This window comes from Mycobacterium sp. 852002-51613_SCH5001154 (assembly GCF_001667425.1).
GTDB lineage: Bacteria > Actinomycetota > Actinomycetes > Mycobacteriales > Mycobacteriaceae > Mycobacterium.
Genome location: NZ_LZII01000065.1, coordinates 108,872 through 129,204, shown reverse-complemented (window position 1 = coordinate 129,204; position 20,333 = coordinate 108,872). Strand labels below are relative to the sequence as shown.

At 69.1% G+C, this 20,333-nt stretch carries 24 protein-coding genes; 17 read left to right on the top strand and 7 right to left on the bottom strand.

Annotated features, from left to right (window positions below; all coding sequences use genetic code 11):
- The first annotated feature begins 2 nt into the window (after positions 1-2).
- The 4 genes from A5750_RS18205 to A5750_RS18190 all read left to right on the top strand — a co-directional run bounded on the left by A5750_RS18205 (position 3) and on the right by A5750_RS18190 (position 2,076).
- Entirely contained in the window at positions 3-383 is a 381-nt protein-coding gene (locus tag A5750_RS18205) for a YbjQ family protein (RefSeq protein ID WP_066955493.1), read from the top strand.
- Positions 384-522: 139 nt separating this feature from the next.
- Complete coding sequence (locus A5750_RS18200; protein WP_066955490.1) at positions 523-738, top strand: CbtB domain-containing protein; 216 nt, start codon at positions 523-525, stop codon at positions 736-738.
- Between the two features lie 4 nt (positions 739-742).
- Positions 743-1,534, top strand: coding sequence for a CbtA family protein (locus tag A5750_RS18195; protein ID WP_067264692.1), 792 nt, complete (start codon positions 743-745; stop codon positions 1,532-1,534).
- Positions 1,531-2,076, top strand: coding sequence for a histidine phosphatase family protein (locus A5750_RS18190; RefSeq protein WP_066955484.1), 546 nt, complete (start codon positions 1,531-1,533; stop codon positions 2,074-2,076). The genes A5750_RS18195 and A5750_RS18190 overlap by 4 nt, the downstream gene beginning before the upstream one ends.
- Before the next feature lie 24 nt (positions 2,077-2,100).
- Here A5750_RS18190 and A5750_RS18185 read toward each other — a convergent pair whose 3' ends face one another.
- From A5750_RS18185 to mhuD, 3 genes are all read right to left on the bottom strand, one after another.
- The gene (locus tag A5750_RS18185) at positions 2,101-2,541 is read right to left on the bottom strand and encodes a pyridoxamine 5'-phosphate oxidase family protein (RefSeq protein WP_067264690.1); all 441 of its coding nucleotides are present in this window, start codon (positions 2,539-2,541) and stop codon (positions 2,101-2,103) included.
- Positions 2,542-2,800: 259 nt separating this feature from the next.
- Entirely contained in the window at positions 2,801-4,165 is a 1,365-nt protein-coding gene (locus A5750_RS18180; protein WP_067264688.1) for a serine hydrolase, read from the bottom strand.
- A complete protein-coding gene (gene mhuD / locus A5750_RS18175) occupies positions 4,140-4,460 on the bottom strand; it encodes a mycobilin-forming heme oxygenase MhuD (protein WP_066955475.1) in 321 nt (106 codons plus the stop codon). Before mhuD ends, A5750_RS18180 begins: the two co-directional genes overlap by 26 nt.
- A gap of 63 nt (positions 4,461-4,523) precedes the next feature.
- On the opposite strand from mhuD, the gene A5750_RS18170 reads away from it, so the two are divergent.
- From A5750_RS18170 to A5750_RS18135, 8 genes are all read left to right on the top strand, one after another.
- A complete protein-coding gene (locus A5750_RS18170) occupies positions 4,524-5,294 on the top strand; it encodes an alpha/beta fold hydrolase (RefSeq protein WP_067264677.1) in 771 nt (256 codons plus the stop codon).
- A 101-nt stretch (positions 5,295-5,395) separates the two neighbouring features.
- Positions 5,396-5,731: a lsr2/espR transcriptional regulator gene (locus tag A5750_RS18165; protein ID WP_066955470.1), complete on the top strand. Its 336-nt coding sequence runs from the start codon at positions 5,396-5,398 to the stop codon at positions 5,729-5,731.
- 5 nt (positions 5,732-5,736) lie between these two features.
- Positions 5,737-6,216 carry an NADH-quinone oxidoreductase subunit B family protein gene (locus A5750_RS18160; RefSeq protein ID WP_067264673.1) on the top strand — a complete coding sequence of 160 codons (480 nt, stop codon included), beginning with the start codon at positions 5,737-5,739 and terminating at the stop codon, positions 6,214-6,216.
- Positions 6,217-6,257: 41 nt separating this feature from the next.
- Entirely contained in the window at positions 6,258-8,189 is a 1,932-nt protein-coding gene (locus A5750_RS18155; RefSeq protein WP_067264709.1) for a proton-conducting transporter membrane subunit, read from the top strand.
- 5 nt (positions 8,190-8,194) lie between these two features.
- The gene (locus tag A5750_RS18150; RefSeq protein WP_067264706.1) at positions 8,195-9,145 is read left to right on the top strand and encodes a respiratory chain complex I subunit 1 family protein; all 951 of its coding nucleotides are present in this window, start codon (positions 8,195-8,197) and stop codon (positions 9,143-9,145) included.
- A complete protein-coding gene (locus tag A5750_RS18145) occupies positions 9,142-9,804 on the top strand; it encodes a hypothetical protein (protein ID WP_067264670.1) in 663 nt (220 codons plus the stop codon). Before A5750_RS18150 ends, A5750_RS18145 begins: the two co-directional genes overlap by 4 nt.
- On the top strand, positions 9,804-11,270 hold the full coding sequence (locus tag A5750_RS18140; RefSeq protein ID WP_067264662.1) for a proton-conducting transporter membrane subunit: 1,467 nt from the start codon (positions 9,804-9,806) through the stop codon (positions 11,268-11,270). The genes A5750_RS18145 and A5750_RS18140 overlap by 1 nt, the downstream gene beginning before the upstream one ends.
- The gene (locus A5750_RS18135; RefSeq protein WP_067264658.1) at positions 11,267-12,745 is read left to right on the top strand and encodes an NADH-quinone oxidoreductase subunit C; all 1,479 of its coding nucleotides are present in this window, start codon (positions 11,267-11,269) and stop codon (positions 12,743-12,745) included. Before A5750_RS18140 ends, A5750_RS18135 begins: the two co-directional genes overlap by 4 nt.
- A gap of 7 nt (positions 12,746-12,752) precedes the next feature.
- Here A5750_RS18135 and A5750_RS18130 read toward each other — a convergent pair whose 3' ends face one another.
- Entirely contained in the window at positions 12,753-13,664 is a 912-nt protein-coding gene (locus tag A5750_RS18130) for an A/G-specific adenine glycosylase (RefSeq protein ID WP_066955455.1), read from the bottom strand.
- On the opposite strand from A5750_RS18130, the gene A5750_RS18125 reads away from it, so the two are divergent.
- Both A5750_RS18125 and A5750_RS18120 read left to right on the top strand, forming a co-directional pair.
- The gene (locus tag A5750_RS18125) at positions 13,663-14,280 is read left to right on the top strand and encodes a carbonic anhydrase (RefSeq protein ID WP_066955452.1); all 618 of its coding nucleotides are present in this window, start codon (positions 13,663-13,665) and stop codon (positions 14,278-14,280) included. The genes A5750_RS18130 and A5750_RS18125 overlap by 2 nt on opposite strands.
- Before the next feature lie 137 nt (positions 14,281-14,417).
- Positions 14,418-15,230: a hypothetical protein gene (locus A5750_RS18120; RefSeq protein ID WP_156659631.1), complete on the top strand. Its 813-nt coding sequence runs from the start codon at positions 14,418-14,420 to the stop codon at positions 15,228-15,230.
- Here A5750_RS18120 and disA read toward each other — a convergent pair.
- Genes disA through A5750_RS18105 form a run of 3 tightly spaced genes read right to left on the bottom strand, consistent with a single transcriptional unit; the run spans position 15,227 to position 18,335 of the window.
- Positions 15,227-16,300: a DNA integrity scanning diadenylate cyclase DisA gene (gene disA / locus A5750_RS18115; RefSeq protein ID WP_066955447.1), complete on the bottom strand. Its 1,074-nt coding sequence runs from the start codon at positions 16,298-16,300 to the stop codon at positions 15,227-15,229. The genes A5750_RS18120 and disA overlap by 4 nt on opposite strands.
- Positions 16,297-17,727 carry a DNA repair protein RadA gene (gene radA / locus A5750_RS18110; RefSeq protein WP_067264653.1) on the bottom strand — a complete coding sequence of 477 codons (1,431 nt, stop codon included), beginning with the start codon at positions 17,725-17,727 and terminating at the stop codon, positions 16,297-16,299. The genes disA and radA overlap by 4 nt, the downstream gene beginning before the upstream one ends.
- A gap of 59 nt (positions 17,728-17,786) precedes the next feature.
- Positions 17,787-18,335 (bottom strand): hypothetical protein, encoded by a 549-nt coding sequence (locus tag A5750_RS18105; protein ID WP_067264649.1) that lies wholly within the window; start codon positions 18,333-18,335, stop codon positions 17,787-17,789.
- Positions 18,336-18,632: 297 nt separating this feature from the next.
- Between A5750_RS18105 and carD the strand changes: the two genes are divergently transcribed.
- Genes carD through ispF form a run of 3 tightly spaced genes read left to right on the top strand, consistent with a single transcriptional unit; the run spans position 18,633 to position 20,300 of the window.
- Positions 18,633-19,121, top strand: coding sequence for an RNA polymerase-binding transcription factor CarD (carD, locus tag A5750_RS18100; protein WP_007166539.1), 489 nt, complete (start codon positions 18,633-18,635; stop codon positions 19,119-19,121).
- 16 nt (positions 19,122-19,137) lie between these two features.
- A complete protein-coding gene (gene ispD, locus A5750_RS18095; protein WP_067264646.1) occupies positions 19,138-19,824 on the top strand; it encodes a 2-C-methyl-D-erythritol 4-phosphate cytidylyltransferase in 687 nt (228 codons plus the stop codon).
- Positions 19,821-20,300 (top strand): 2-C-methyl-D-erythritol 2,4-cyclodiphosphate synthase, encoded by a 480-nt coding sequence (gene ispF / locus A5750_RS18090; RefSeq protein ID WP_066955433.1) that lies wholly within the window; start codon positions 19,821-19,823, stop codon positions 20,298-20,300. Before ispD ends, ispF begins: the two co-directional genes overlap by 4 nt.
- The last annotated feature ends 33 nt before the right edge of the window (positions 20,301-20,333 follow it).

Here is a 20,333-nt window from a genome sequence, read left to right as displayed (position 1 = left end):
CTGTGCTGATCGTCACCACCAACGACCTTCCGGGCTGGGAGATTCAGCGCGTCTGCGGCGAGGTATTCGGGTTGACCGTCCGCTCGCGCAACGCGTTCTCCCAGATGGGTGCGGGCTTCAAGGCCATGTTCGGCGGCGAGCTGGCCGGCATGACCAAGAACCTGGCCGAGAGCCGCAACGAAGCGATGGGCCGGCTGATCGACGAGGCGCGTAAACGCGGCGGCAACGCGATTGTCGCAATGCGTTTCGACACGACCGAGATCGGTGACGTGTGGACCGAGATCTGCGCGTACGGCACGGCGGTTCAGGCCACACCGGTCACCGAGGCCGCGAAATACACGGCGAGCCAGCTGGGCTACGGCGCCCCACCGCCGCAGCATTGACCCCCGGTTTACACTGACTTCGTCCTGACGGGCAACGGAATCTGGTGAAAGTCCAGAACGGTCGCGCCACTGTCGATAGTCAGACCCATGGCCCGTCATCACCAACGGGGACGCGTATATCCCCGGAAGGAGTGCCATCGTGTCGAATCCCGAGCTGACCGGCAGCCGCACCCGATCGGTTGACCTGTCGGCGGCAAGTGCCGCGGTCTGGTTGGCGGCAACCGCTTTCCTGGCGCTGTTGGCGCTCTACTTCGTCGGCGTCGACCAGGGCGCGGTGTCGCTCTTCGGCAGCGATTCGCACGTGCACGAGTTCATGCACGACGCGCGGCACCTGCTCGGCTTCCCCTGCCACTGATCGCGTGGAGAAGCGTCTGATCGGACGCGGCCTGCTGGCCGGTGCAGTCGGCGCGGTGCTGGCGTTCGCCTTCGCCCGCGTCTGCGCCGAGCCGGTGATCGGCCGCGCGATCGCTTTCGAGGACGGCCGCGCCGACGCCGAGAACGCCCATGGCGTGCACGAGCACGGCGCCGAGTTGTTCAGCCGCGGAGTCCAGTCCACTGCCGGGTTGGGCTTCGGTGTGCTCGTCTTCGGCCTCGCGATGGGCGCGCTGTTCGGAGTGCTGTTCTGCGTCGTCGCCGCGCGTGCGACAAATGTTGGGGCGCGGGCGCTTTCGCTGCTGCTGGCGACGGCCGCGTTCGTCGCGGTCTATTTGGTGCCGTTCGTGAAGTATCCGCCGAACCCACCGGCGGTGGGGCAGGCGGACACGATCGGGGCGCGCACCGGCTGGTATCTGGTGATGCTGCTGGCGTCAGTGGTGCTGGCCGCCGCCGCGGCGTGGCTGGCGCGGGGGCTGACGGCTCGGTTCGGCGCGTGGAACGGCCGGCTGCTCGCGGTGGGCGGATACGTCGCGGCGGTTGCGGTGGTGATGATGTTGCTGCCGAACGTCGACGAGACGCCCGGACCGCTGCGCGACGCGTCGGGCGCGATCGTCTATCCGGGCTTTCCCGCCGACGTCCTCTACGAATTCCGGATGCTGTCGCTGGCCACCCAGCTGGTGTTGTGGGCGACCATCGGCGTGGTGTTCGCGACGCTCGCCGGGCGGCTGCGACAGGAGCGCGCCGGGAGTGGACGGGCATCGAGCATCGCGGCGTGACGGAGGTCGTCCGGCTGACCTTGGTGTCGCACGCGATGACCGATGCCATGGCGGCCGCGCTTTTCCCCGCCGACGAACCCCTCAACGACATGGGCCGTCGGCAGGCCGAAGCCGTCGCCCAATTAGGCCGTGACGCACGACATTTCACCGGGCCCGAGCGACGGGCCCGGCAAACGGCGGAGCTGCTGGGATTGGATGCCGCAACCGATCCGCTGCTGGCCGACCTGAATTGTGGTCGATGGCGGGGGAAGGGGCTTCAGGACGTGCCCCCCGGCGACCTGAGGGTCTGGCTGACCGATCCCACCCGGGCGCCGCACGGCGGCGAGTCGATCACCGACCTGATGCGGCGGGTGGCCGGATGGCTGAATTCGTTGACCGAGAGCGCGTCGGCCGCCGTCGCGGTGACGCACCCCGCGGTGATCCGGGCGGCGATCCTGCACGGCCTCGACTCACCCCCGAAATCGTTCTGGGGCATCGACGTTGCACCGATGAGTCGCACCGGACTGCACTTTCGCAATGGCCGCTGGACGCTACGCCTCTGACTGCGGCCGGACCGACCGAGGCGGCTATTCTCCGCCAGCGTCGTCGACGATGCGGATGCCGGTGATGATCTCCGGCTGGATCGCGATCATGGTGTCCATGGTCATGTTGACCCACGGGCGTAAAAGTCGTTCGTAGCGTGCGTGTTGCTGGGGGTCGGTGATCGTGGTTGCCCACCCGGTGACCGCCACGGTCCAGCCGGCCCGCCGCTGGGGATCGAGGCAGTCGGCCTCGTAGGCGACCACCACACCGGCGTCGGCGCCCGACCGCACCACGGTGGACACCTTGGCTGCCAGGCGGGTACGCACGATGATCCGCCCGTCGTCGACGAGATGGTTGACCAGTCGGATCGCGGGCAGTGCCCTCTCGGTGAACACCACCCGACCATGGTCGATACTGCCCAGCAATCCCATCGCCTCGCGGTCATCGATTTGGATCACCTCGCGCGGCGGTGTCAACGCTGTCATTCGCCAGTCTCCGCTCGATGCGCGCCACCGCATGCGTGACCGGTGCGGTCGCGGCGATCATGAGGCGCAGCCACTCTCAATTGCCGCCGAAGGCCCATCTGCACATACAAAACCGCGCTACCTCCGTCCGGACCCCCGACTCTGGCAGGTTATGCAGTTTCGTCTGGCGCCGCCCCGTCGGGAAGGGCCAAAAGTCCCGCGTGTATGTGGTCTGCGTCACTTTAGCCATCGGACGAATACCCTGCCGCTCCGCCAACCGCTAGCGCGGTGCGATGAGCGCGAAGGTCTGCTTGGCGACCTGCAGCATCCACCCGGTGACCGTCGGCCCGTGGTCGCGCGGCCAGTTGAGCTGGAAGCTGACCACGTACGGCTGCTGGGTTTTGTCGACGGCGTACCAGCTGAAGGTCAGATCACCGGGCAGCCCACCGGCTTTGGCGCCGATGTAAGGCCAGACGTTGCGGTCCAGTTGGATGCCCGCGACCGCTGAAAGGATCTGTCTGACCGGTGCGGCCTTGCCGACGGCGTCGGCTTGCAGGGCCGCATGGATGCGGCAGATGTCCTCGGCGTTGCCGTACCACTCCGCGCCGTAGGACGATGCCGGGGAGTGGGCACGGACCGGATCAGGTTCGTAGGGAGTCGAATTCGCCTGCTCCAACAGCTGAGCGCGGACTTGTGCTGACCCATGCTGCCATTGGGTGCGCAAGTCCGGCTTACCCCAGCCGACCGAGAACAGCTCGTACATCGTGGGGAACGGCGTCATACTGGCCGGGTCGTGGTGGCCCGCCGTGGCGAGCGCTTCTTCGATGGCGTGCGTGCCCAGCTTTCCGATCAGCAGGTCGGTCGCCATGTTGTCGCTGGTCGCGATCATCTTCTCGGCGGCCGTCCGAACCGAAACCTGCGCTCCGGCAGGCAGTTGCAAACCGGACGAGCCCACCGCGCGGCTCTTGTCGGTGACAGTCAGCTGATCGTCCCAGGAGACCGTTCCGTCCTTGATGGCACCCGCCAGGGCGTGCAGCACGTACAACTTGAAAATCGATGCGAGCGGCAAAGATTCACCGGTGTTGGTACCCGCCACCGGATCGCAGCGCCCGTTGTCGACCTTGGCGACCTGGTAGGAGTAGCGGGCGCCGGTCTTGCTCAACACCGCATCGATGTCGTGCCACGAATCGATCTTTGGTGCCTGCGTGTCGAGGTCGAACCGATCGACCGAGCCGCCGTCGTCGGTGTGGATTCGGATGTCTTGTCGCGCACCGTAGGAGGACGTCAGGTGCAACGTGGCCACGCTGGCGCCCAGATCGACGCCGTTGAGGGTGAACGGCCGGTCCCACCAAAGCGACTCCATGGTGGTCTCCACCGATTTGACCATGCCGGGCGCGGCCAGGGTGCCCACACCGACCGGGCCGATGGGCCAGTCCGAGTTGAGCATGTCCAGCGTCTGCTGTGCCCGGATACCGGGCGGCGTCCGCACGTCGATCTGCCGACCGGGATTGGCCGCGTTCGCCTGCGGTGAGGGGGAGGAGGCGCAACCGGGCGCGAACGTGACTACCAGTGCGGCGGCGGCACTCAACGCCACCGCGCGGCGCCGGGCCGAGTACCCGCTAGCCAGCCTGCTTGTTGCCGGCAACGTCCATCACAACCTCGAATTCCAGCAGCGAGGCCCCGGTCGCCACCGGGTTGGCCCGCTCGCCCGCATGGGCAGCAATCGCGGGCCCCTGCGCCCACGCCTGAAATGCCTCCTCGGACTCCCACTGCGTCACGACGAAGTAGCGGTCCTCGCCCTTGATCGGGCGCAGCAGCTGAAACCCGAGGAAGCCGGGCTGGTTGTCGACCGCGTGTGCCCGGTGTGCGAACCGCTTCTCCAGCTCCGGGCCGGCGTCGGCGGGCACTTCGATTGCGTTGATCTTCACCACTGGCGGCATGCCGCTAGGCTACCCCTTCGCCCGGCCTGTCCATCTGCAGGGCGGGGCACGCAGGATGGTGACATGCCCAGTGAACTGCTGACTTGCCGCGGCGGCCAAGGCGAGCCGTTGGTGCTGGTGCACGGCCTGATGGGGCGGGGCACCACGTGGTCGCGGCAGCTCCCGTGGCTGACTCGGCTGGGCGTGGTGTACACCTACGACGCCTTATGGCATCGGGGGCGCGGCGTCGACGACCCGAACCCGGTCGGCACCGAACGTTTCGTGGCCGACCTGGCCGACGCGGTGAGCACCCTGGAAACGCCGGTCACGCTGGTCGGGCATTCGATGGGCGCGCTGCACTCGTGGTGTCTGGCCGCGGAGCGTCCGGAACTGGTCTCCGCGCTGGTGCTTGAAGACATGGCCCCCGACTTCCGGGGCCGCACCACCGGCCCATGGGAACCGTGGCTACACGCGCTGCCAGTCGAATTCGGTTCCGCAGAGCGGGTATTCGAGGAGTTCGGGGCCGTTGCCGGACGGTACTTCCTGGAGGCCTTCGACCGCACCGCCACCGGCTGGCGCCTGCACGGACATACCGCGCGGTGGATCGAGATCGCCGCCGAATGGGGCACGCGCCACTACTGGGAGCAGTGGCGGGCCGTGCGTGCCCCGGCGCTGCTCATCGAGGCCGGCAACTCGGTAACGGCGCCGGGGCAGATGCGGGAAATGGCCGAAATGAACTCGGCTGCAACGTATTTGCATGTCCCCCAAGCCGGCCACCTGATTCACGACGAGGCGCCGCAGGTGTACCGCGACGCGGTCGAGTCCTTCTTAGCGGCGTTGCCTGCACGCGACTGACTCCCGAGTGCCTGGCCGCTCGATGTGACGACCTGTATCACCATATGATAAATTCTTCAATCGTTCGAATATAGAATGCTTGTAGTCTTCAGGAGATTTGCGTGACGCAGCCGCTGTACAAGCTCAAGGCCGAGTTCTTCAAGACGCTGGGGCACCCGGCGCGGATCAGGATCCTGGAGCTTCTGGTGGTTGGTGACAAGTCGGTCGCCGAACTGCTGCCCGAGGTCGGGCTCGAAGCATCGAACCTGTCCCAGCAGCTCGGCGTTCTGCGCCGGGCCGGGGTGGTCGAGGCGCTGCGGGATGGCAACACGATGATCTACTCGATCGCCTCCCCGGACATCGCCGAACTGCTCACGGTGGCACGCAAGGTGCTCACCGGGGTGCTGAGCGACCGCGTCGCGATGTTGGAAGGCCTGCGCGCCGGCGGTGCGGGGTAGCGCCGATGGGCTGGATCAGCAAAGTATTGCGCGTCGGCCGGATCGCCGAACCCGCAGCCCCGCCACCGGAGGCGACGACCGAGCCGCCTGCCGGGGTGCGTGGTTCGCTACAGATTCGGCACGTCGACGCGGGTTCGTGCAATGGGTGCGAGGTGGAGATCGCGGGCGCCTTCGGGCCGGTCTATGACGCCGAGCGGTTCGGCGCCCGCCTGGTGGCCTCCCCACGGCACGCCGACGCGCTCCTGGTGACCGGTGTCGTGACACACAACATGGTCGGCCCCTTGCGCGCCACGATCGAGGCCACGCCGCGACCCCGACGGGTGATCGCCTGCGGGGACTGCGCCATCGATCGCGGGGTGTTCGGCGACGCCTATGGTGTGGCCGGCTCAGTCGGCGAGACGGTGTGCGTGGACTTGGAAATCCCGGGATGCCCGCCGACGCCGAGCCAAATCGTCGCGGCCCTGCGGTCGGTGACCGGCCGGTGACCGCTGCCTTGGCGGCCCGCGTGGCGCCGGAACCAAACCTGTTGCATGCCAAGTACTCTGGGTACGTCAGCGCGGGCGTGCTGACCTCGCTGCTGGGTGGGGCGGGGATATGGGCCGGTGGGCTCGGAATGTTCGGCCCGGTGCGCGCCGTCCGCATCGGATGGTTGCTTCCGCTGGCGGGCGTCGAGCTGAGGCTCGATCCGCTGGGCGGATTCTTCATGGCGATCACCGGGGCGGTCGCGCTGGTGGTCGGGCTGTACACGATCGGATACGCCCGACGCGAGCGGCTGGGCCCCGTCACCCTGGCCGTCCTGCCGGCGTTCGTCACGGCGATGCTGCTGGTGCCCGCCGCGGGGTCGGTCACCACCTTCCTGCTGGTGTGGGAGTTGATGGCGGTCGCGTCGCTGGTGCTGGTGCTGACCGATTACACCCGCCCGATGGTTCGCTCGGCCGGCCTGGTGTATGCCGTGATGACCCAGTTGGGGTTCGTGGCGATACTGGTCGGCCTGCTGATGTTGTCGGCGGCGGGGGGCGCGGACCGGTTCGCCGACCTGCACCGGATACCGCAGGGCGCGTGCACCGCGGTGTTCCTGCTGACGCTTGCGGGGTTCGGTTCGAAGGCCGGGCTGGTGCCGCTGCACGCGTGGTTGCCGCGCGCCCACCCGGAGGCGCCGAGTCCGGTTTCGGCGCTGATGAGCGCGGCGATGGTCAACCTCGGGGTTTACGGCATTTGCCGCGTCGACTTGCAGCTGCTCGGCCCGGGGCCGCGGTGGTGGGGGCTGACCTTGATGGTCGTCGGCGGGGTGTCGGCGCTCTACGGCGTGGTGCAGGCGTCGGTGGCCACGGATCTCAAACGGCTACTTGCGTATTCGACTACCGAGAACCTCGGATTGATCACGCTGGCGTTGGGAGCGGCCACGCTGTTCGCGGCCGCCGGCGCGAACGGGCCGGCGACGATCGCCGCGGCGGCTGCCATGCTGCACCTCGTCGCGCACGCGGCATTCAAGAGCCTCGGGTTCCTCGCCGCCGGGTCGGTATTGGCCGCCACCGGGCTGCGTGACCTCGACCGGCTGGGCGGCCTGGCCCGCCGGATGCCGGTGACGACAAGCCTTTTCGGAGTGGCCGCGCTCGGCGCGTCCGGGCTGCCGCTGGGCGCCGGGTTCGTCAGCGAGTGGCTGCTGGTGCAGTCGCTGATCCACACTGCGCGAGAGCATTCCGCCGTCTTGGCATTGACCACGCCGCTCGCGGTCGGCGCGGTCGCGCTCACCACGGGGCTGGGTGTGGCGGCCATGGTCAAGGCGTTCGGTATCGGGTTTCTGGCGCGGCCGCGCTCCGAACAGGCCGCCCAGGCACGCGAGGCGCCGCGCACCATGCTGGCCGGTATGGCCATCGCGGCGGCCGCCTGCCTGATGCTGGCCGTGGCGCCCGCCGTGGTGGCACCAGCGCTGCGCCAGGCGGTCGCCGCGCTGCCGGCGGCCCGGGCAATGGAATTCACCACCCTCGGCGCCATGGTGCGCCTCCCGGGCGTGCCGGGCTCGATCGCACCCGGCGCGATCGCAGTCGGCGTCGTGGTGGCCACGCTGACCGCGGCCGCGCTGGCCCGTTGGCGCCGTAGCCGGCGGCCGGCGCCCGCCACATTGCCGCTGTGGGCCTGTGGCGCCGACGATCTCACCGCGCGAATGCAATACACGGCCACGTCGTTCGCCGAGCCGCTGCAACGGATCTTCGACGACGTCCTGCGACCCGACACCGACATCGAAGTCACCCACAGCGTCGAATCCCGGTATCTGGCCGACAAAATCACCTACCGCACCAGAATCGCGGACGCGATCGAGGAACGCTGCTACACACCGGTGATCCGGGCGGTTTGGGCCGCGGCGGGCCTGGTGCGGCGCGCCCACACCGGCAGCGTGCACCTGTATCTGGCCTACGGTGCGCTCGGTGTGCTGATCGTGCTGGTGGTAGCCCGATGAATGTCCTGGCCTATGTCGCGGGCGCGGCCCAGATCGGCGGCGTCGTGGCCGGGTCGCCGCTGGTGGTCGGGCTGACCCGGCAGGTACGCGCGCGCTGGGAAGGCCGCGCCGGCGGCGGCATCCTGCAACCATGGCGCGACATCGTCAAACAGCTTGGCAAGCAACAGATCACGCCGCGCGGAACCACGGTGGTATTCGGGGCGGCACCCGCGATCGTCGCCGGAACCACACTGCTGATCGCCGCCATCGCACCGCTGGTCGCCACCGGATCGCCACTGGATACCAGCGCCGACCTGTTCGCCGTGGTCGGTTTGCTGTTCGTGGGCACCGTCGCGCTGACTCTGGCCGGCATCGACACCGGCACCTCGTTCGGGGGCATGGGTGCCAGCCGCGAGATCACCATCGCCGCGCTGGTCGAACCCACCATTTTACTGGCGGTGTTCGCGCTGTCCATGCCAGCGGGATCGGCGAATCTCGGTGCGCTGGTGGCGCATACGATCACCCATCCCGGGCAAGTGGTGTCGCTGGCGGCGGTGCTGGCGTTCTCCGCGCTGGTGATCGTGATCGTCGCCGAGACCGGACGGCTGCCGGTGGACAACCCGGCCACCCATCTCGAGCTGACGATGGTTCACGAGGCGATGGTCCTCGAATACGCCGGTCCGCGGCTGGCTTTGGTCGAGTGGGCAGCCGGGATGCGGCTGACCGTGCTCTTGGCGCTGCTGGCAAACCTGTTCGCGCCGTGGGGCATTGCGGGGGGTCAGCCCGGTGTCGTTGACATCGTCATCGGTGTCGCGGCCGTGGCGGCCAAGGTCGCGTTGCTGGCGGGGCTGCTGGCCACCGTCGAGGTGTTCGTCGCCAAGCTGCGGCTGTTCCGGGTGCCCGAGTTGCTGGCCGGATCGTTCCTGCTGGCGTTGCTTGCGGTCGTCGCCGCCAACTTCTTCGTGGTTCCGACATGACGTACGGCTCGTTTTCGGTACTCGTCGACCTCGCCGCCGGCGGGCTGCTCCTGGCCGCCGTGCTGATCGTGTGGCGCCGCGACCTGGTCGCCATCATCCGCCTGCTGGCATGGCAGGGGGTCGCCCTGGCGGCCATTCCCGTCCTGCGGGGGCTGTACGACGGCGACGGTGCGCTCATCGGTGTCGGTGTGGCCGTGCTGATCTTGCGGGTTGCGGTGCTGCCGCGGCTGCTGGCCCGCGCGGGCGGTGCCGAAGCGCGATCGCGCAGGGAAGCCACCCCGTTGGTGAACACCGCCACGTCGCTCCTCATCACCGCCGCGCTGACGTTGACCGCGTTCGCCACCACCCGGCCCCTGGTGAATCTGCAGCCGGCCGCCACGACCACCGCCGTCCCGGCCGCCACCGCGGTGGTGCTCATCGCGCTGCTCGTGATGGTCACGCGGCGGCATGCGGTGTCGCAGGCCGCGGGATTCCTCATGCTGGACAACGGGATCGCGGCCACCGCGTTTCTGCTCACCGCCGGGGTGCCGCTGATCGTCGAGCTCGGCGCCTCGCTGGACGTGTTGTTCGCGGTCATCGTGATCGGCGTACTGACGGGCCGGCTGTCCCGCGCGTTCGGCGGCGCGGACCTGGACGCGTTGCAGGAGTTGCACGACTGATGACCGGTTTACTGCTTGCGGCGATCCTTACCCCGGTCGGCGCCTCGGTCGCCGTCCTGATTGCCGGATGGCGCCGGGCGACAGCGACGCTGATCGTCCTCTCGGCGGTCACGGTGCTCGCGTGTGGCGCGGCGCTCGCGTTGCGGGTCGGGTCGGGAACGCGGTTCGCGTTGGGCGGCCTGCTGCGGCTCGACGCGCTCACCGTCACGATGTTGATCGTCATCGGAATCGTTGCCACACTGGCCACCTGGGCGAGCATCGGGTACCTCGATGCCGAAATCGCGCACGGCCACACGGACACGCGCGGTGCCCGGGCATACGGGGCGCTGACGGCGGGCTTCCTGTCCGCGATGGTTGTCGCAGTGTGCGCCAACAACATCGGCGTGATCTGGATCGCGATCGAAGCGACCACCGTGATCACTGCCTTTTTGGTCGGGCACCGCCGCACCCGCGGCGCGCTCGAGGCGACGTGGAAGTACGTCGTGATCTGCTCGGTCGGCATCGCCATCGCCTTCCTGGGCACGGTGCTGCTTTACTACGCCGCCGAGCATGCCGGGGCGCCGGCCGGCGCGGCCCTCAACCTCGATGTGCTGGCGGCGCATGCGGGCGGGCTCGATCCGGGCATCGCTCGACTTGCGGGTGGGCTGCTGCTCGTCGGCTACGGCGCCAAGGCCGGGCTGGTTCCCTTCCACACCTGGTTGGCCGACGCCCACAGCCAGGCCCCGGCTCCGGTGTCTGCTCTGATGAGCGGGGTGCTGCTGTCGGTGGCCTTCTCGGTACTGATCCGCCTCAAGCCGATCATCGGCACGGCCACCGGACCCACTTTCATGCGGTCGGGCCTGCTGGTGCTCGGGCTGGCGACGCTGCTGGTCGCCGCCCTGATGCTCACGGTGACAACGGACCTCAAACGCATGCTCGCCTACTCCTCGATGGAGAACATGGGCCTGATCGCGATCGCCGCCGCGGCCGGAACCACCCTGGCCATCGCCGCGCTGCTGCTGCACGTCCTGGCGCACGGCATCGGCAAGACGGTCCTCTTCCTGGCTAGCGGACAGCTGCAGGCCGCGCACAACTCGACCGCGATAGCCGACATCCGCGCCGTGCTGCAACGCTCCCGCCTCATCGGTGTGTCGCTCGCCGTCGGCGTGATCGTGCTGCTCGGCATGCCGCCGTTCGCGATGTTCGCCAGTGAGCTGGCCATCGGCCGATCGCTGGCCGACGCCCGGCTCACCTGGGTGCTCGCCACCGGCATGGCGCTGGTTGCGGTTGCCTTCGCCGCGCTGGCCCGCAACTCGGGCCGAATCCTGCTGGGCGGCCCCGGCCCCGCTCCCGAAATCGCCGTCCCGCGAACGGTGGCGGCCGCCCTGCTCGTCGGCATCGCCGCATCGATCGTTCTCGGTGTCACCGCCGGTCCACTGACCGACCTGTTCACCGCCGCGGCCAGCAGCGTCGGGGGACCGCTATGAAGCCGCAATGGCAGCGCCACCGGCTGTCTCAGGGCAGATTGGCCGAAACGACAGAAGACCTGCTGGGCAAGGGGTTTCGGTTGGCCCTGGTGGCCGCCCACGACGACGGTGCCGCTCTACGTGTCGTCTACCTGTTCCTCGCCGGATATCCCGATCGCCGCGTCGAGCTCGAATGCGTTGTGCCTAAGGATGACCCGACGGTCCGATCGCTGGCCTACCTGTCCTTTCCAGCCAGCCGGTTCGAGCGCGAAATTGCGGACCTGTACGGCATCCGGTGCGTGGGCCACCCCAAGGCGCGCCGGCTGGTGCGCCACGCCCACTGGCCCGAGGACTGGTATCCCATGCGCGGTGACGCGTCGCCCGCCCCCAAGTTCGATGGCGCCGGCCGCTTCCCGTTCGTCACCGTCGAGGGTCCCGGCGTGTACGAAATCCCGGTGGGTCCGGTGCACGCGGGGTTGATCGAACCCGGCCATTTCCGTTTCTCCGTCGCCGGCGAAACCGTGCTGCGGCTCAAGGCCCGACTGTGGTTCGTCCACCGCGGCATCGAGAAGCTGTTCGAGGGCCGGCCGGCCGGCGCCGCGGTCGGTCTTGCCGAGCGCGTCAGCGGCGACACCTCCGCCGCGCACGCGCTCGCCCACTGCCTCGCCGTCGAAGACGCGCTCGGAATGGAGCTTCCCGACGAGGTGCACCGGTTGCGGGCGCTACTGGTCGAACTCGAACGTCTCTACAACCACGCCGCCGATCTGGGCGCGCTGGCCAACGACGTCGGGTTCGGGCTCGCCAACGCCCACGCTCAACGCATCCGCGAACAACTGCTGCGGCTCAACGAAAATGTCACCGGGCACCGGCTGCTGCGTGGTGCCATCCGCCCCGGCGGGGTCGCGCTGCGGGGGCTACCCGACGTCGGCGACCTGCGGTCCATTGCGGCCGACGTCGCGGAGGTTGCCGAGCTGACCCTGCGCAACTCCGTGGTGTACGACCGATTCGCCGGGACCGCCGTCCTACAGCGGGACGACGCTCAGGCGCTCGGTTGCCTGGGCTACGTCGCTCGGGCCAGCGGTATGCGCACCGACGCCCGGCTTGAACACCCCATCACCGCATTGCCCGTCACCGAGACCGACGCCGCCGGCGGTGACGTGCTGGCCCGATACACCGTGCGGCGCGAGGAATTCGCCGCGTCCACCGAGCTGGCCTGCCATCTGATCGAATCACACAGCGGGCCAATCGAATACGCCGAAGACGTGGCCGCGCCGCGCACACCCGGCAGCGGCATCGGCATCGTCGAAGGCTGGCGCGGCACCACCGTCCACCGCGTCGAAACCGGCGCCGCCAACCGGATCACTCGCGCGAAGATCGTCGATCCGTCATGGTTCAACTGGCCCGCGCTGCCGGTCGCGATGGCCGACACGATCGTCCCCGACTTCCCGCTGGCCAACAAAAGCTTCAACCAGTCCTACGCCGGCAACGACCTCTGACGCGCGATTACGCTTCGCCCGCCAGTGCGAACCGGCCGTCGGCCGTCTGCGTCACAAGGCCGTCGACCAGCAACGAATACAGGGCCCGGTCCCGCTGGGCCGTATCGGTCAACCACGCCACGTCCAGCTCCGCCCGGGTGACCGGAGAGTCGTTGCCGCGCAACACGTCCAGCAGGCGTCCGCGGACCTGCCGGTCGGTTCCGGCGTAGGTCTGCACCCGCCGGGCGCGCCCCTGTGCCGGGGGATGACCGGCGTCCCGCCACGCGCACCGGGTGAGCGGGCACAACCCGCACCGCGGCGTTCGCGCGGTGCACACCGTCGCGCCCAGTTCCATCAGGGCGACCGAATACCGCGGCGCCCTATCGTCGGTGGGCAGCAGCGCGGAGACGTCGGCCATGTCCCGCACCGCCGACGCCGAACCTCCGTCGGCCAGCCCGTGCACTGCGCGTGCCACCACCCGGCGAACGTTGGTGTCCACCACCGGAACCGGTTGACGGTAGGCGAAACAGGCGATGGCGCGTGCGGTGTAGCTGCCGATGCCGGGCAGGGTCAGCAGGGTGTCGACGTCGTCGGGAACCACGTCGCCGTGCTCCCGCGCGATGACGGTCGCGCACTCGTGCAAGCGCTTGGCCCGCCTCGGGTAACCCAACTTGCCCCACGCCCGCAGCACGTCGGCGGCGCTGGCCTCCGCGGTGGCCGACGGGGTGGGCCACCGCCGCACCCAGTCCGACCAGATCGGCAGTACCCGCGAGACCGGCGTCTGCTGCAGCATGAATTCGCTGACCAGGATCTGCCATGCGGTGACGCCGGGCTCCCGCCAGGGCAGGTCGCGCCGGGATCGTTCGTACCACTCGAGCAACTCATCGGCCGCAATATTTGGCCGTCCGTTTACCGGCGGATGCGGCATGATGTCAGCCATGCCTAACACCAGCCCAGTAACCGCGTGGAAAGCACTCAAAGAGGGTAACGAGCGATTCGTCGCCGGGAAGCCTCAGCATCCCAGCCAGAGTGTCGAACACCGGGCCAGCCTGGCCGGCGGGCAGAAGCCCACCGCGGTCGTGTTCGGCTGCGCGGACAGCCGGGTGGCGGCCGAACTCATCTTCGACCAGGGTCTGGGTGACATGTTCGTGGTGCGCACCGCCGGACAGGCCATCGACTCGGCTGTGCTGGGCTCCATCGAGTTCGCCGTGACGGTCCTCGACGTGCCGCTGATCGTCGTTCTGGGCCATGACAGCTGCGGGGCCGTCAAGGCCGCCCTGGCCGCCATCAACGACGGTGCGATACCGGGCGGTTTCGTGCGCGACGTGGTGGAGCGGGTCGCGCCCTCGGTCCTGATGGGCCGTCGCGACGGCCTGAGCCGCGTCGACGAGTTCGAGGAACGGCATGTGCGTGAAACGGTCGCCCAGCTCGTGTCGCGTTCGTCGGCGATCGCCGAACGGATCGCGGATGGCACCCTGGCGATAGCGGGCGCCACCTATCACCTCGCCGACGGGCGCGCGGCCCTGGTCGATCACGTCGGCGACATCGGCGAATAGCGGGCGAATAGCGGGCGAATAGCCGGCCTCAGCGGGGCCCCGGGCGGTCGTCACTAACACGGCGGTCAGCCAGCAAACCCCGCGACACGCCGAGGCGGGTCAGGCAACTCGACGTGACCTGGACCTACGCTGCAAACGTGCTGGATCTTGAACCGCGTGGCCCGCTACCTACCGAGATCTATTGGCGGCGCCGTGGCCTGGCCGTGGGCGTCGCGGTCGTCGTCTTAGGGATCGTGGTCGCCGCGGTCATCGCCTTCATGGGACACAACACGGGCGCCAAGCCCGCCAGTGCCGACAAACCGAATTCCGCTCAAAGCAAGCCCGGCTCGCCCGCGCCGCAGGCGCCTCCGCCGGCCGCGCCCGGGGAACAGCCCAACCCGGGGGTGCCGCCGCAACAGGGCCAGAACCCGGAGATGCCCACCCCGACGGCAGCGGTGCAGCCGCCGCCGGTGCTGAAAGAGGGCGATGACTGCCCCGATTCGACGCTGGCCGTCAAGGGCCTGACCAATGCGCCCCAGTACTTCATCGGCGATCAGCCGAAGTTCACCATGGTCGTCACCAATATCGGCCTGGTGTCCTGCAAGCGGGATGTCGGCGCCGCGGTGCTGGCGGCGTACGTGTACTCGCTGGACAACAAGCGACTGTGGTCGAACCTGGACTGCGCGCCCTCCAACGAGACGCTGATCAAGACATTCACCCCGGGCGAGCAGGTGACGACCGCGGTGACGTGGACGGGGATGGGGTCGGCGCCGCACTGCCCGCTGCCCCGGCCGGCCATCGGGCCGGGCACCTACAACCTCGTCGTGCAGTTGGGCAACCTGCGCTCGCAGCCGGTCCCGTTCATCATGAACCAGCCGCCACCGCCGCCGGGCCCGGCGCCCGGGCCGGGTCAGCCGGCCGCCGCGCCGCCGCCGGAGGCACCGCCGGTCGCGCCGGCCCCAGCCGGCTAACTAAGCGGATCGGAGATCGTCGACTCCGCGAGCTGCGATAGTCCCTCACGCACGTGGCGGGCCCACATCGCGCCGATGCCCTCGACCGACTGCAGGTCGCCGGCGCTGGCCGCCAGCAAGCCTTGCAGCGTCCCGAACGACCGGACCAGTAGGTCGGAGTGGGCGAACTGCAACCGCGGGATGCTGGCCAGCGCGCGGTAGCCGCGCGGGCTCACGGCCGAGTCCTGTGCCTCCGCCGTGGTCGGGTAGCCGAAAACCTTTGCCAGCGCGGTGAGTTCGAGCAGCTCGGTGTCCGAGAGGGCGTCCAGCTCGTCGAGTGTCGCGGTCATCTGCGCTTTGGACAGCGGCTCCGGGCTGGCGTGGTAGTCGCGCACGGTCAGTTCCCGCGCGATGTCGTTGCCGCCCAGCAGCTCGTCGAGCTGCAGCCGCAGCTGGCGACCGTCGGTGCCCAGCTCGACGACGTCGTAGTCGATCACCAGACCGATCCGCCGGACCAGCTCGAGCCGCTGCACCACCGTCATCACGTCGCGCAGCGTGACGAAGTCCTCGATCTCGGCGAGCGAAAGCTGCCTGCTGACCTCGTCGAGCCGCGTCTTGTACCGCTCGAGGGTGGCGATCGCCTGGTTGGCCCGCGACAGGATGGTCGCGGAATCGGCCACCACGTGGCGCTCCCCGCCGACGTAGACGGTCACGATGTTCATCGAGTGGCTCACCGAGATCACCGGGTAACCGGTCTGAATCGCCGCGCGTTCCGCCGAGCGGTGCCGCGTCCCGGATTCGTCGGTGGGTATCGACGGGTCCGGCACCAGCTGCACATTGGCCCGCACGATGCGGCTGCCGTCGGTGGACAGCACGACGGCCCCGTCCATCTTCGCCAGCTCGCGCAGGCGGGTCGGCGCGTACCGGACATCGAGGGCGAAGCCGCCGTCGCAGATGGCCTCGACGTTTTCGTCGTTGCCGATGACGATCAGCGCACCGGTGCGGCCACGCAGGATGCGCTCCAGGCCGTCTCGCAGCCCGGTGCCCGGCGCCAGGCGGGCGACGGTCTCACGCAGTGTCGGACGTGTCACAGCGTGTCATTGTGCGGCCCCGCGGTGTTACGCGTCCAGCCGTTGCGCGGCTCGGCGATGGCTTTCATGTGTTGCAGCGCCGCGACGATGGTCGGTGCCCGCAGCGCCCGCATCCCATCGGGCACGATCTCGCGGCGGGGGTCGTCGCCGTCCGGGATGAGCGCGATGCTGAATCCCTGGCGTGCGGCCTCGGCCAGCCGTCGATCCATGCCGCTGACCCGCCGCAGGTCGCCCGCCAGCCCCACTTCGCCGATCATCACCGCCGTCGTCGGGAGCGGTCGATCGGAGTATGCGGAGGCCAGCGCGATCGCGACGGCCAGATCCGAGGAGGGATCCGTCAGCCGCATGCCGCCCACGGTGGACAGGTAGATGTCGTGGACGCTGACGGGCAGCCTGCCGTGCTTTTCCAGCACGGCGCTGATCATCGCAGCCCGGGAGGGGTCGATGCCGCTGACGGCGCGGCGCGGGGAGCCGCCCCCTGGGGTCGCCAGCAGCGCCTGCACCTCTCCGATCAGCGGCCGCTTCCCGTCCAGCGTCACGGTGATGGCGGTCCCGGCGACGGGTGCCGGCCGTTGATCCAGGAAGAGGTTCGACGGGTCGGATACGTCCTCGATTCCGCTGTCGTGCAGCGTGAAACAGCCGACCTCGTCGGCCGCGCCGAACCGGTTCTTGATCCCGCGGACCATCCGCAGCGACCCGTTGCGGTCGCCCTCGAAATGCAGCACCACGTCGACCAGGTGTTCCAGCGAGCGCGGCCCGGCGATGGCTCCGTCCTTGGTGACGTGGCCGACCAGGATCAGCGCGACGCCGTTGGCCTTCGCGGCGGCGGTCAGCGCGGCGGTGACCGCGCGGACCTGCGTGACCCCGCCGGCGACGCCGTCGGCCTCGGTCGTGGACATGGTCTGCACCGAGTCCACGATCACCAGGGCGGGCCGCACGGTCGCGATGTGGTCCAGCACCGTGTGCACATCGGATTCGGCCGCCAGGTAGACCTCGTCGGCGCCGCAGCCGATCCGGTCGGCCCGCAGCCGGATCTGGCCGGCGGACTCCTCACCGGAGATGTACAGCGCGCGCCGGCCCGAAAGCGCCCAGCGATGGGCGACTTTGAGCAGCAGCGTCGACTTTCCCACGCCGGGATCGCCGGCCAGCAGGGTGACCGAACCGGGCACCACGCCGCCCCCGAGCACCCGGTCGAGTTCCCCGACGCCGGTCGAGCGGTGCTGGCTGGCGTTGGGTTCGACCGAGGTGATCGGGACGGGCCGGGAAGCGGACGCAGAGGCCGGACCCGCTCGCCGGCCGCCGACCGCGGTCAGTACCGGCGCCTCGTCGACGGTGCCCCAGGTGCCGCACTCCAAGCACCGGCCCACCCACTTGGCGGTGACGTGCTGGCATTCGGAGCAGCGGTATTGCGAGCGCGGATTTGCCACGCCATGACGGTATCGAGCCGGTACGACAAATCCCCGCTATGACAGGCGGTTACGCGCGCCTAGCTTTGCTGGGGCGGGTTCAACCCGGCCGAAACCGGCACCAGCACGGTGGCCTGGCCGGCCTTCTCGAAGTTGAAGGTGAAGTTGTACAGGAGGCCGTTGCTGACCGGCTTGGCTAGGGTGACGGTCGCCTTGGCGGCGTTGGTGTTGGCGCCCAAGGGTCCGGGCGCCACCCTCTGTCCCTCCGGCGTCCCGATCATCAGCCTTCCGCCGGCGGGCAGGCGGCCGTCTCCGCTCACGGCCACCGAGCCGACGTCGCTGGTGATACTGACCAATCTGTCCGGCACGTCAGGCGACTGGTTGATGGCTACCAGCACCAGATCGACCGTCCGGCCCGGCTGCACGGCTTCACCGGTCTGCGTGGCCTGCATGCGGATGTCGCGCAGTGCCACATTTTTGAAGGTGACCTTGTTGCCGTTGATGGCGGGCTCCTGGACGGCCATCTGCGATACCTGGCCGGCCCCGCAGCCACTCAGCAGGACCGCGAGCACCGCTACCAGGCCGACGAGCGCGGCCCGGAACGAGAGGCTGATCTCGAATCGGTTCACTCAATGCCTCCTGCTGGGCCGGTTCGACTGATGCAACTATGCACAGTAGTAGGAAGGTTTCGCGCGCGGTAGCGCGGGGCGTAAGACCAGCCCGGGAGCCCGTCCCGCGGGCTCCCTTACGGCGCTCAGGGGCCGCTCCCGGGGCCGAATAGACGCATTGGTAATGTGCATCACTGCACGTTCTGCTCCCCCTGTCAACCCCTAATCTGCGCGTGTTGTGCCCCTGACCTGCATCGTTGCTCCACGCGCGATTGGGCGGCCGTGTTAGACTGAAGTAACGAAAGGGGCTCGAATCAGATGATCTTCAAGGTCGGCGACACCGTTGTTTACCCACATCACGGTGCTGCGTTAGTCGAGGCGATTGAAACCCGCACCATCAAAGGGGAACAAAAGGAATATCTCGTCTTGAAGGTGGCGCAGGGAGACCTGACAGTTCGAGTACCCGCAGACAACGCTGAGTACGTCGGTGTCCGCGACGTCGTCGGGCAAGAAGGCCTCGACAAGGTGTTCCAGGTGCTGCGGGCTCCGCACACCGAAGAGCCGACCAACTGGTCGCGCCGCTACAAGGCCAACCTGGAAAAGCTGGCCTCCGGCGATGTCAACAAGGTCGCCGAGGTAGTTCGCGACCTGTGGCGTCGGGACCAGGAACGTGGCCTGTCCGCGGGCGAGAAGCGCATGCTGGCCAAGGCCCGCCAGATCCTGGTCGGCGAATTGGCGCTGGCCGAGAGCACCGACGACGCCAAGGCGGAAACCATCCTCGACGAGGTTCTGGCCGCCGCTTCCTGAAGGCCCTGACTCTTCGGTGGTCACGGGGACGCTCTCCTCGGGCACGGTTGTCGCAGTGGTTCCGGCCGCAGGGTCGGGCGAGCGACTGGGCGCAGGCATTCCCAAAGCATTCTGCGAGGTCGACGGGCGCACCCTGTTGGACCGCGCCGTCGAGGGTTTGCTGAAATCCGGAGTCGTCGACCACGTGGTCGTGGCCGTCCCTGCGGCCCGGGTCGACGAGGCTGCGCGGGCCCTGGGGGAGCGAGCGACCGTCGTCCCCGGCGGCGCCGATCGCACTGAATCGGTGAGCCTGGCGCTGGCGGCCCTCGCCGGTGAACCCGATTTCGTCCTGGTCCACGACGCCGCGCGTGCCCTGACGCCGCCGGAACTGATCGTGCGCGTGGTGGACGCCTTGCGGGCCGGGCATGACGCCGTCGTGCCCGCGCTGCCCCTGCATGACACCATCAAGGCCGTGGACGCCAACGGCGTGGTCCTGGGTACACCCGAGCGGGCCGGGCTGCGCGCCGTGCAGACGCCGCAGGGTTTCGCCCGTGACTTGTTGCTGCGGGCGTACCAGCGCGCGGGCACCGCCGATTTCACCGACGACGCCTCGCTCGTCGAGCATGTCGGCGGCCAGGTGCAGGTGGTCGACGGCGACGTGCTGGCGTTCAAGATCACCACCCAGCTCGATCTGTTGCTGGCCGAAGCGGTCGTGCGCCGGTGAGCGAGCTGCCTAGGGTCGGCCTCGGGGTCGACGTGCACCCGATCGAACCAGGCCGGCCCTGCTGGCTGCTGGGTCTGCTGTTTCCCGGCGCCGACGGCTGCGCCGGCCACTCCGACGGCGACGTGGGGGCGCACGCGCTGTGCGACGCGCTGCTGTCGGCCGCGGGGCTGGGCGACATCGGCGCCGTTTTCGGGGTAGACGACCCCCGCTGGAAAGGGATCAGCGGCGCGGACATGCTGCGCCACGTCGCCGATTTGGTGGCCCGGGACGGTTTTCGGGTCGGAAACGCCGCGGTGCAGCTGATCGGCAACCAGCCGAAGGTCGGTCCGCGCCGGGCCGAGGCGCAGCGCGTGCTATCGGAGCTGCTGGGGGCTCCGGTCGCGGTGGCGGCGACTACGACCGACGGGTTGGGCCTGACCGGCCGCGGCGAGGGCCGCGCCGCCATCGCCACCGCATTGGTGATCGCCGCCGGCTAAGGCGCGCGCAGCGCCGGGCAACTCGGAACCACC

Excerpts from the sequence above, each read along its gene's own strand:
- A5750_RS18185 (WP_067264690.1), bottom strand. The coding sequence starts at position 2,541 with ATGACAGCGTTGACACCGCCGCGCGAGGTGATCCAAATCGATGACCGC.
- mhuD (WP_066955475.1), bottom strand. The coding sequence starts at position 4,460 with ATGCCGCCAGTGGTGAAGATCAACGCAATCGAAGTGCCCGCCGACGCC.
- A5750_RS18170 (WP_067264677.1), top strand. The coding sequence starts at position 4,524 with ATGCCCAGTGAACTGCTGACTTGCCGCGGCGGCCAAGGCGAGCCGTTG.
- A5750_RS18160 (WP_067264673.1), top strand. The coding sequence starts at position 5,737 with ATGGGCTGGATCAGCAAAGTATTGCGCGTCGGCCGGATCGCCGAACCC.
- A5750_RS18145 (WP_067264670.1), top strand. The coding sequence starts at position 9,142 with ATGACGTACGGCTCGTTTTCGGTACTCGTCGACCTCGCCGCCGGCGGG.
- A5750_RS18140 (WP_067264662.1), top strand. The coding sequence starts at position 9,804 with ATGACCGGTTTACTGCTTGCGGCGATCCTTACCCCGGTCGGCGCCTCG.
- A5750_RS18135 (WP_067264658.1), top strand. The coding sequence starts at position 11,267 with ATGAAGCCGCAATGGCAGCGCCACCGGCTGTCTCAGGGCAGATTGGCC.
- A5750_RS18125 (WP_066955452.1), top strand. The coding sequence starts at position 13,663 with ATGCCTAACACCAGCCCAGTAACCGCGTGGAAAGCACTCAAAGAGGGT.
- A5750_RS18130 (WP_066955455.1), bottom strand. The coding sequence starts at position 13,664 with ATGGCTGACATCATGCCGCATCCGCCGGTAAACGGACGGCCAAATATT.
- carD (WP_007166539.1), top strand. The coding sequence starts at position 18,633 with ATGATCTTCAAGGTCGGCGACACCGTTGTTTACCCACATCACGGTGCT.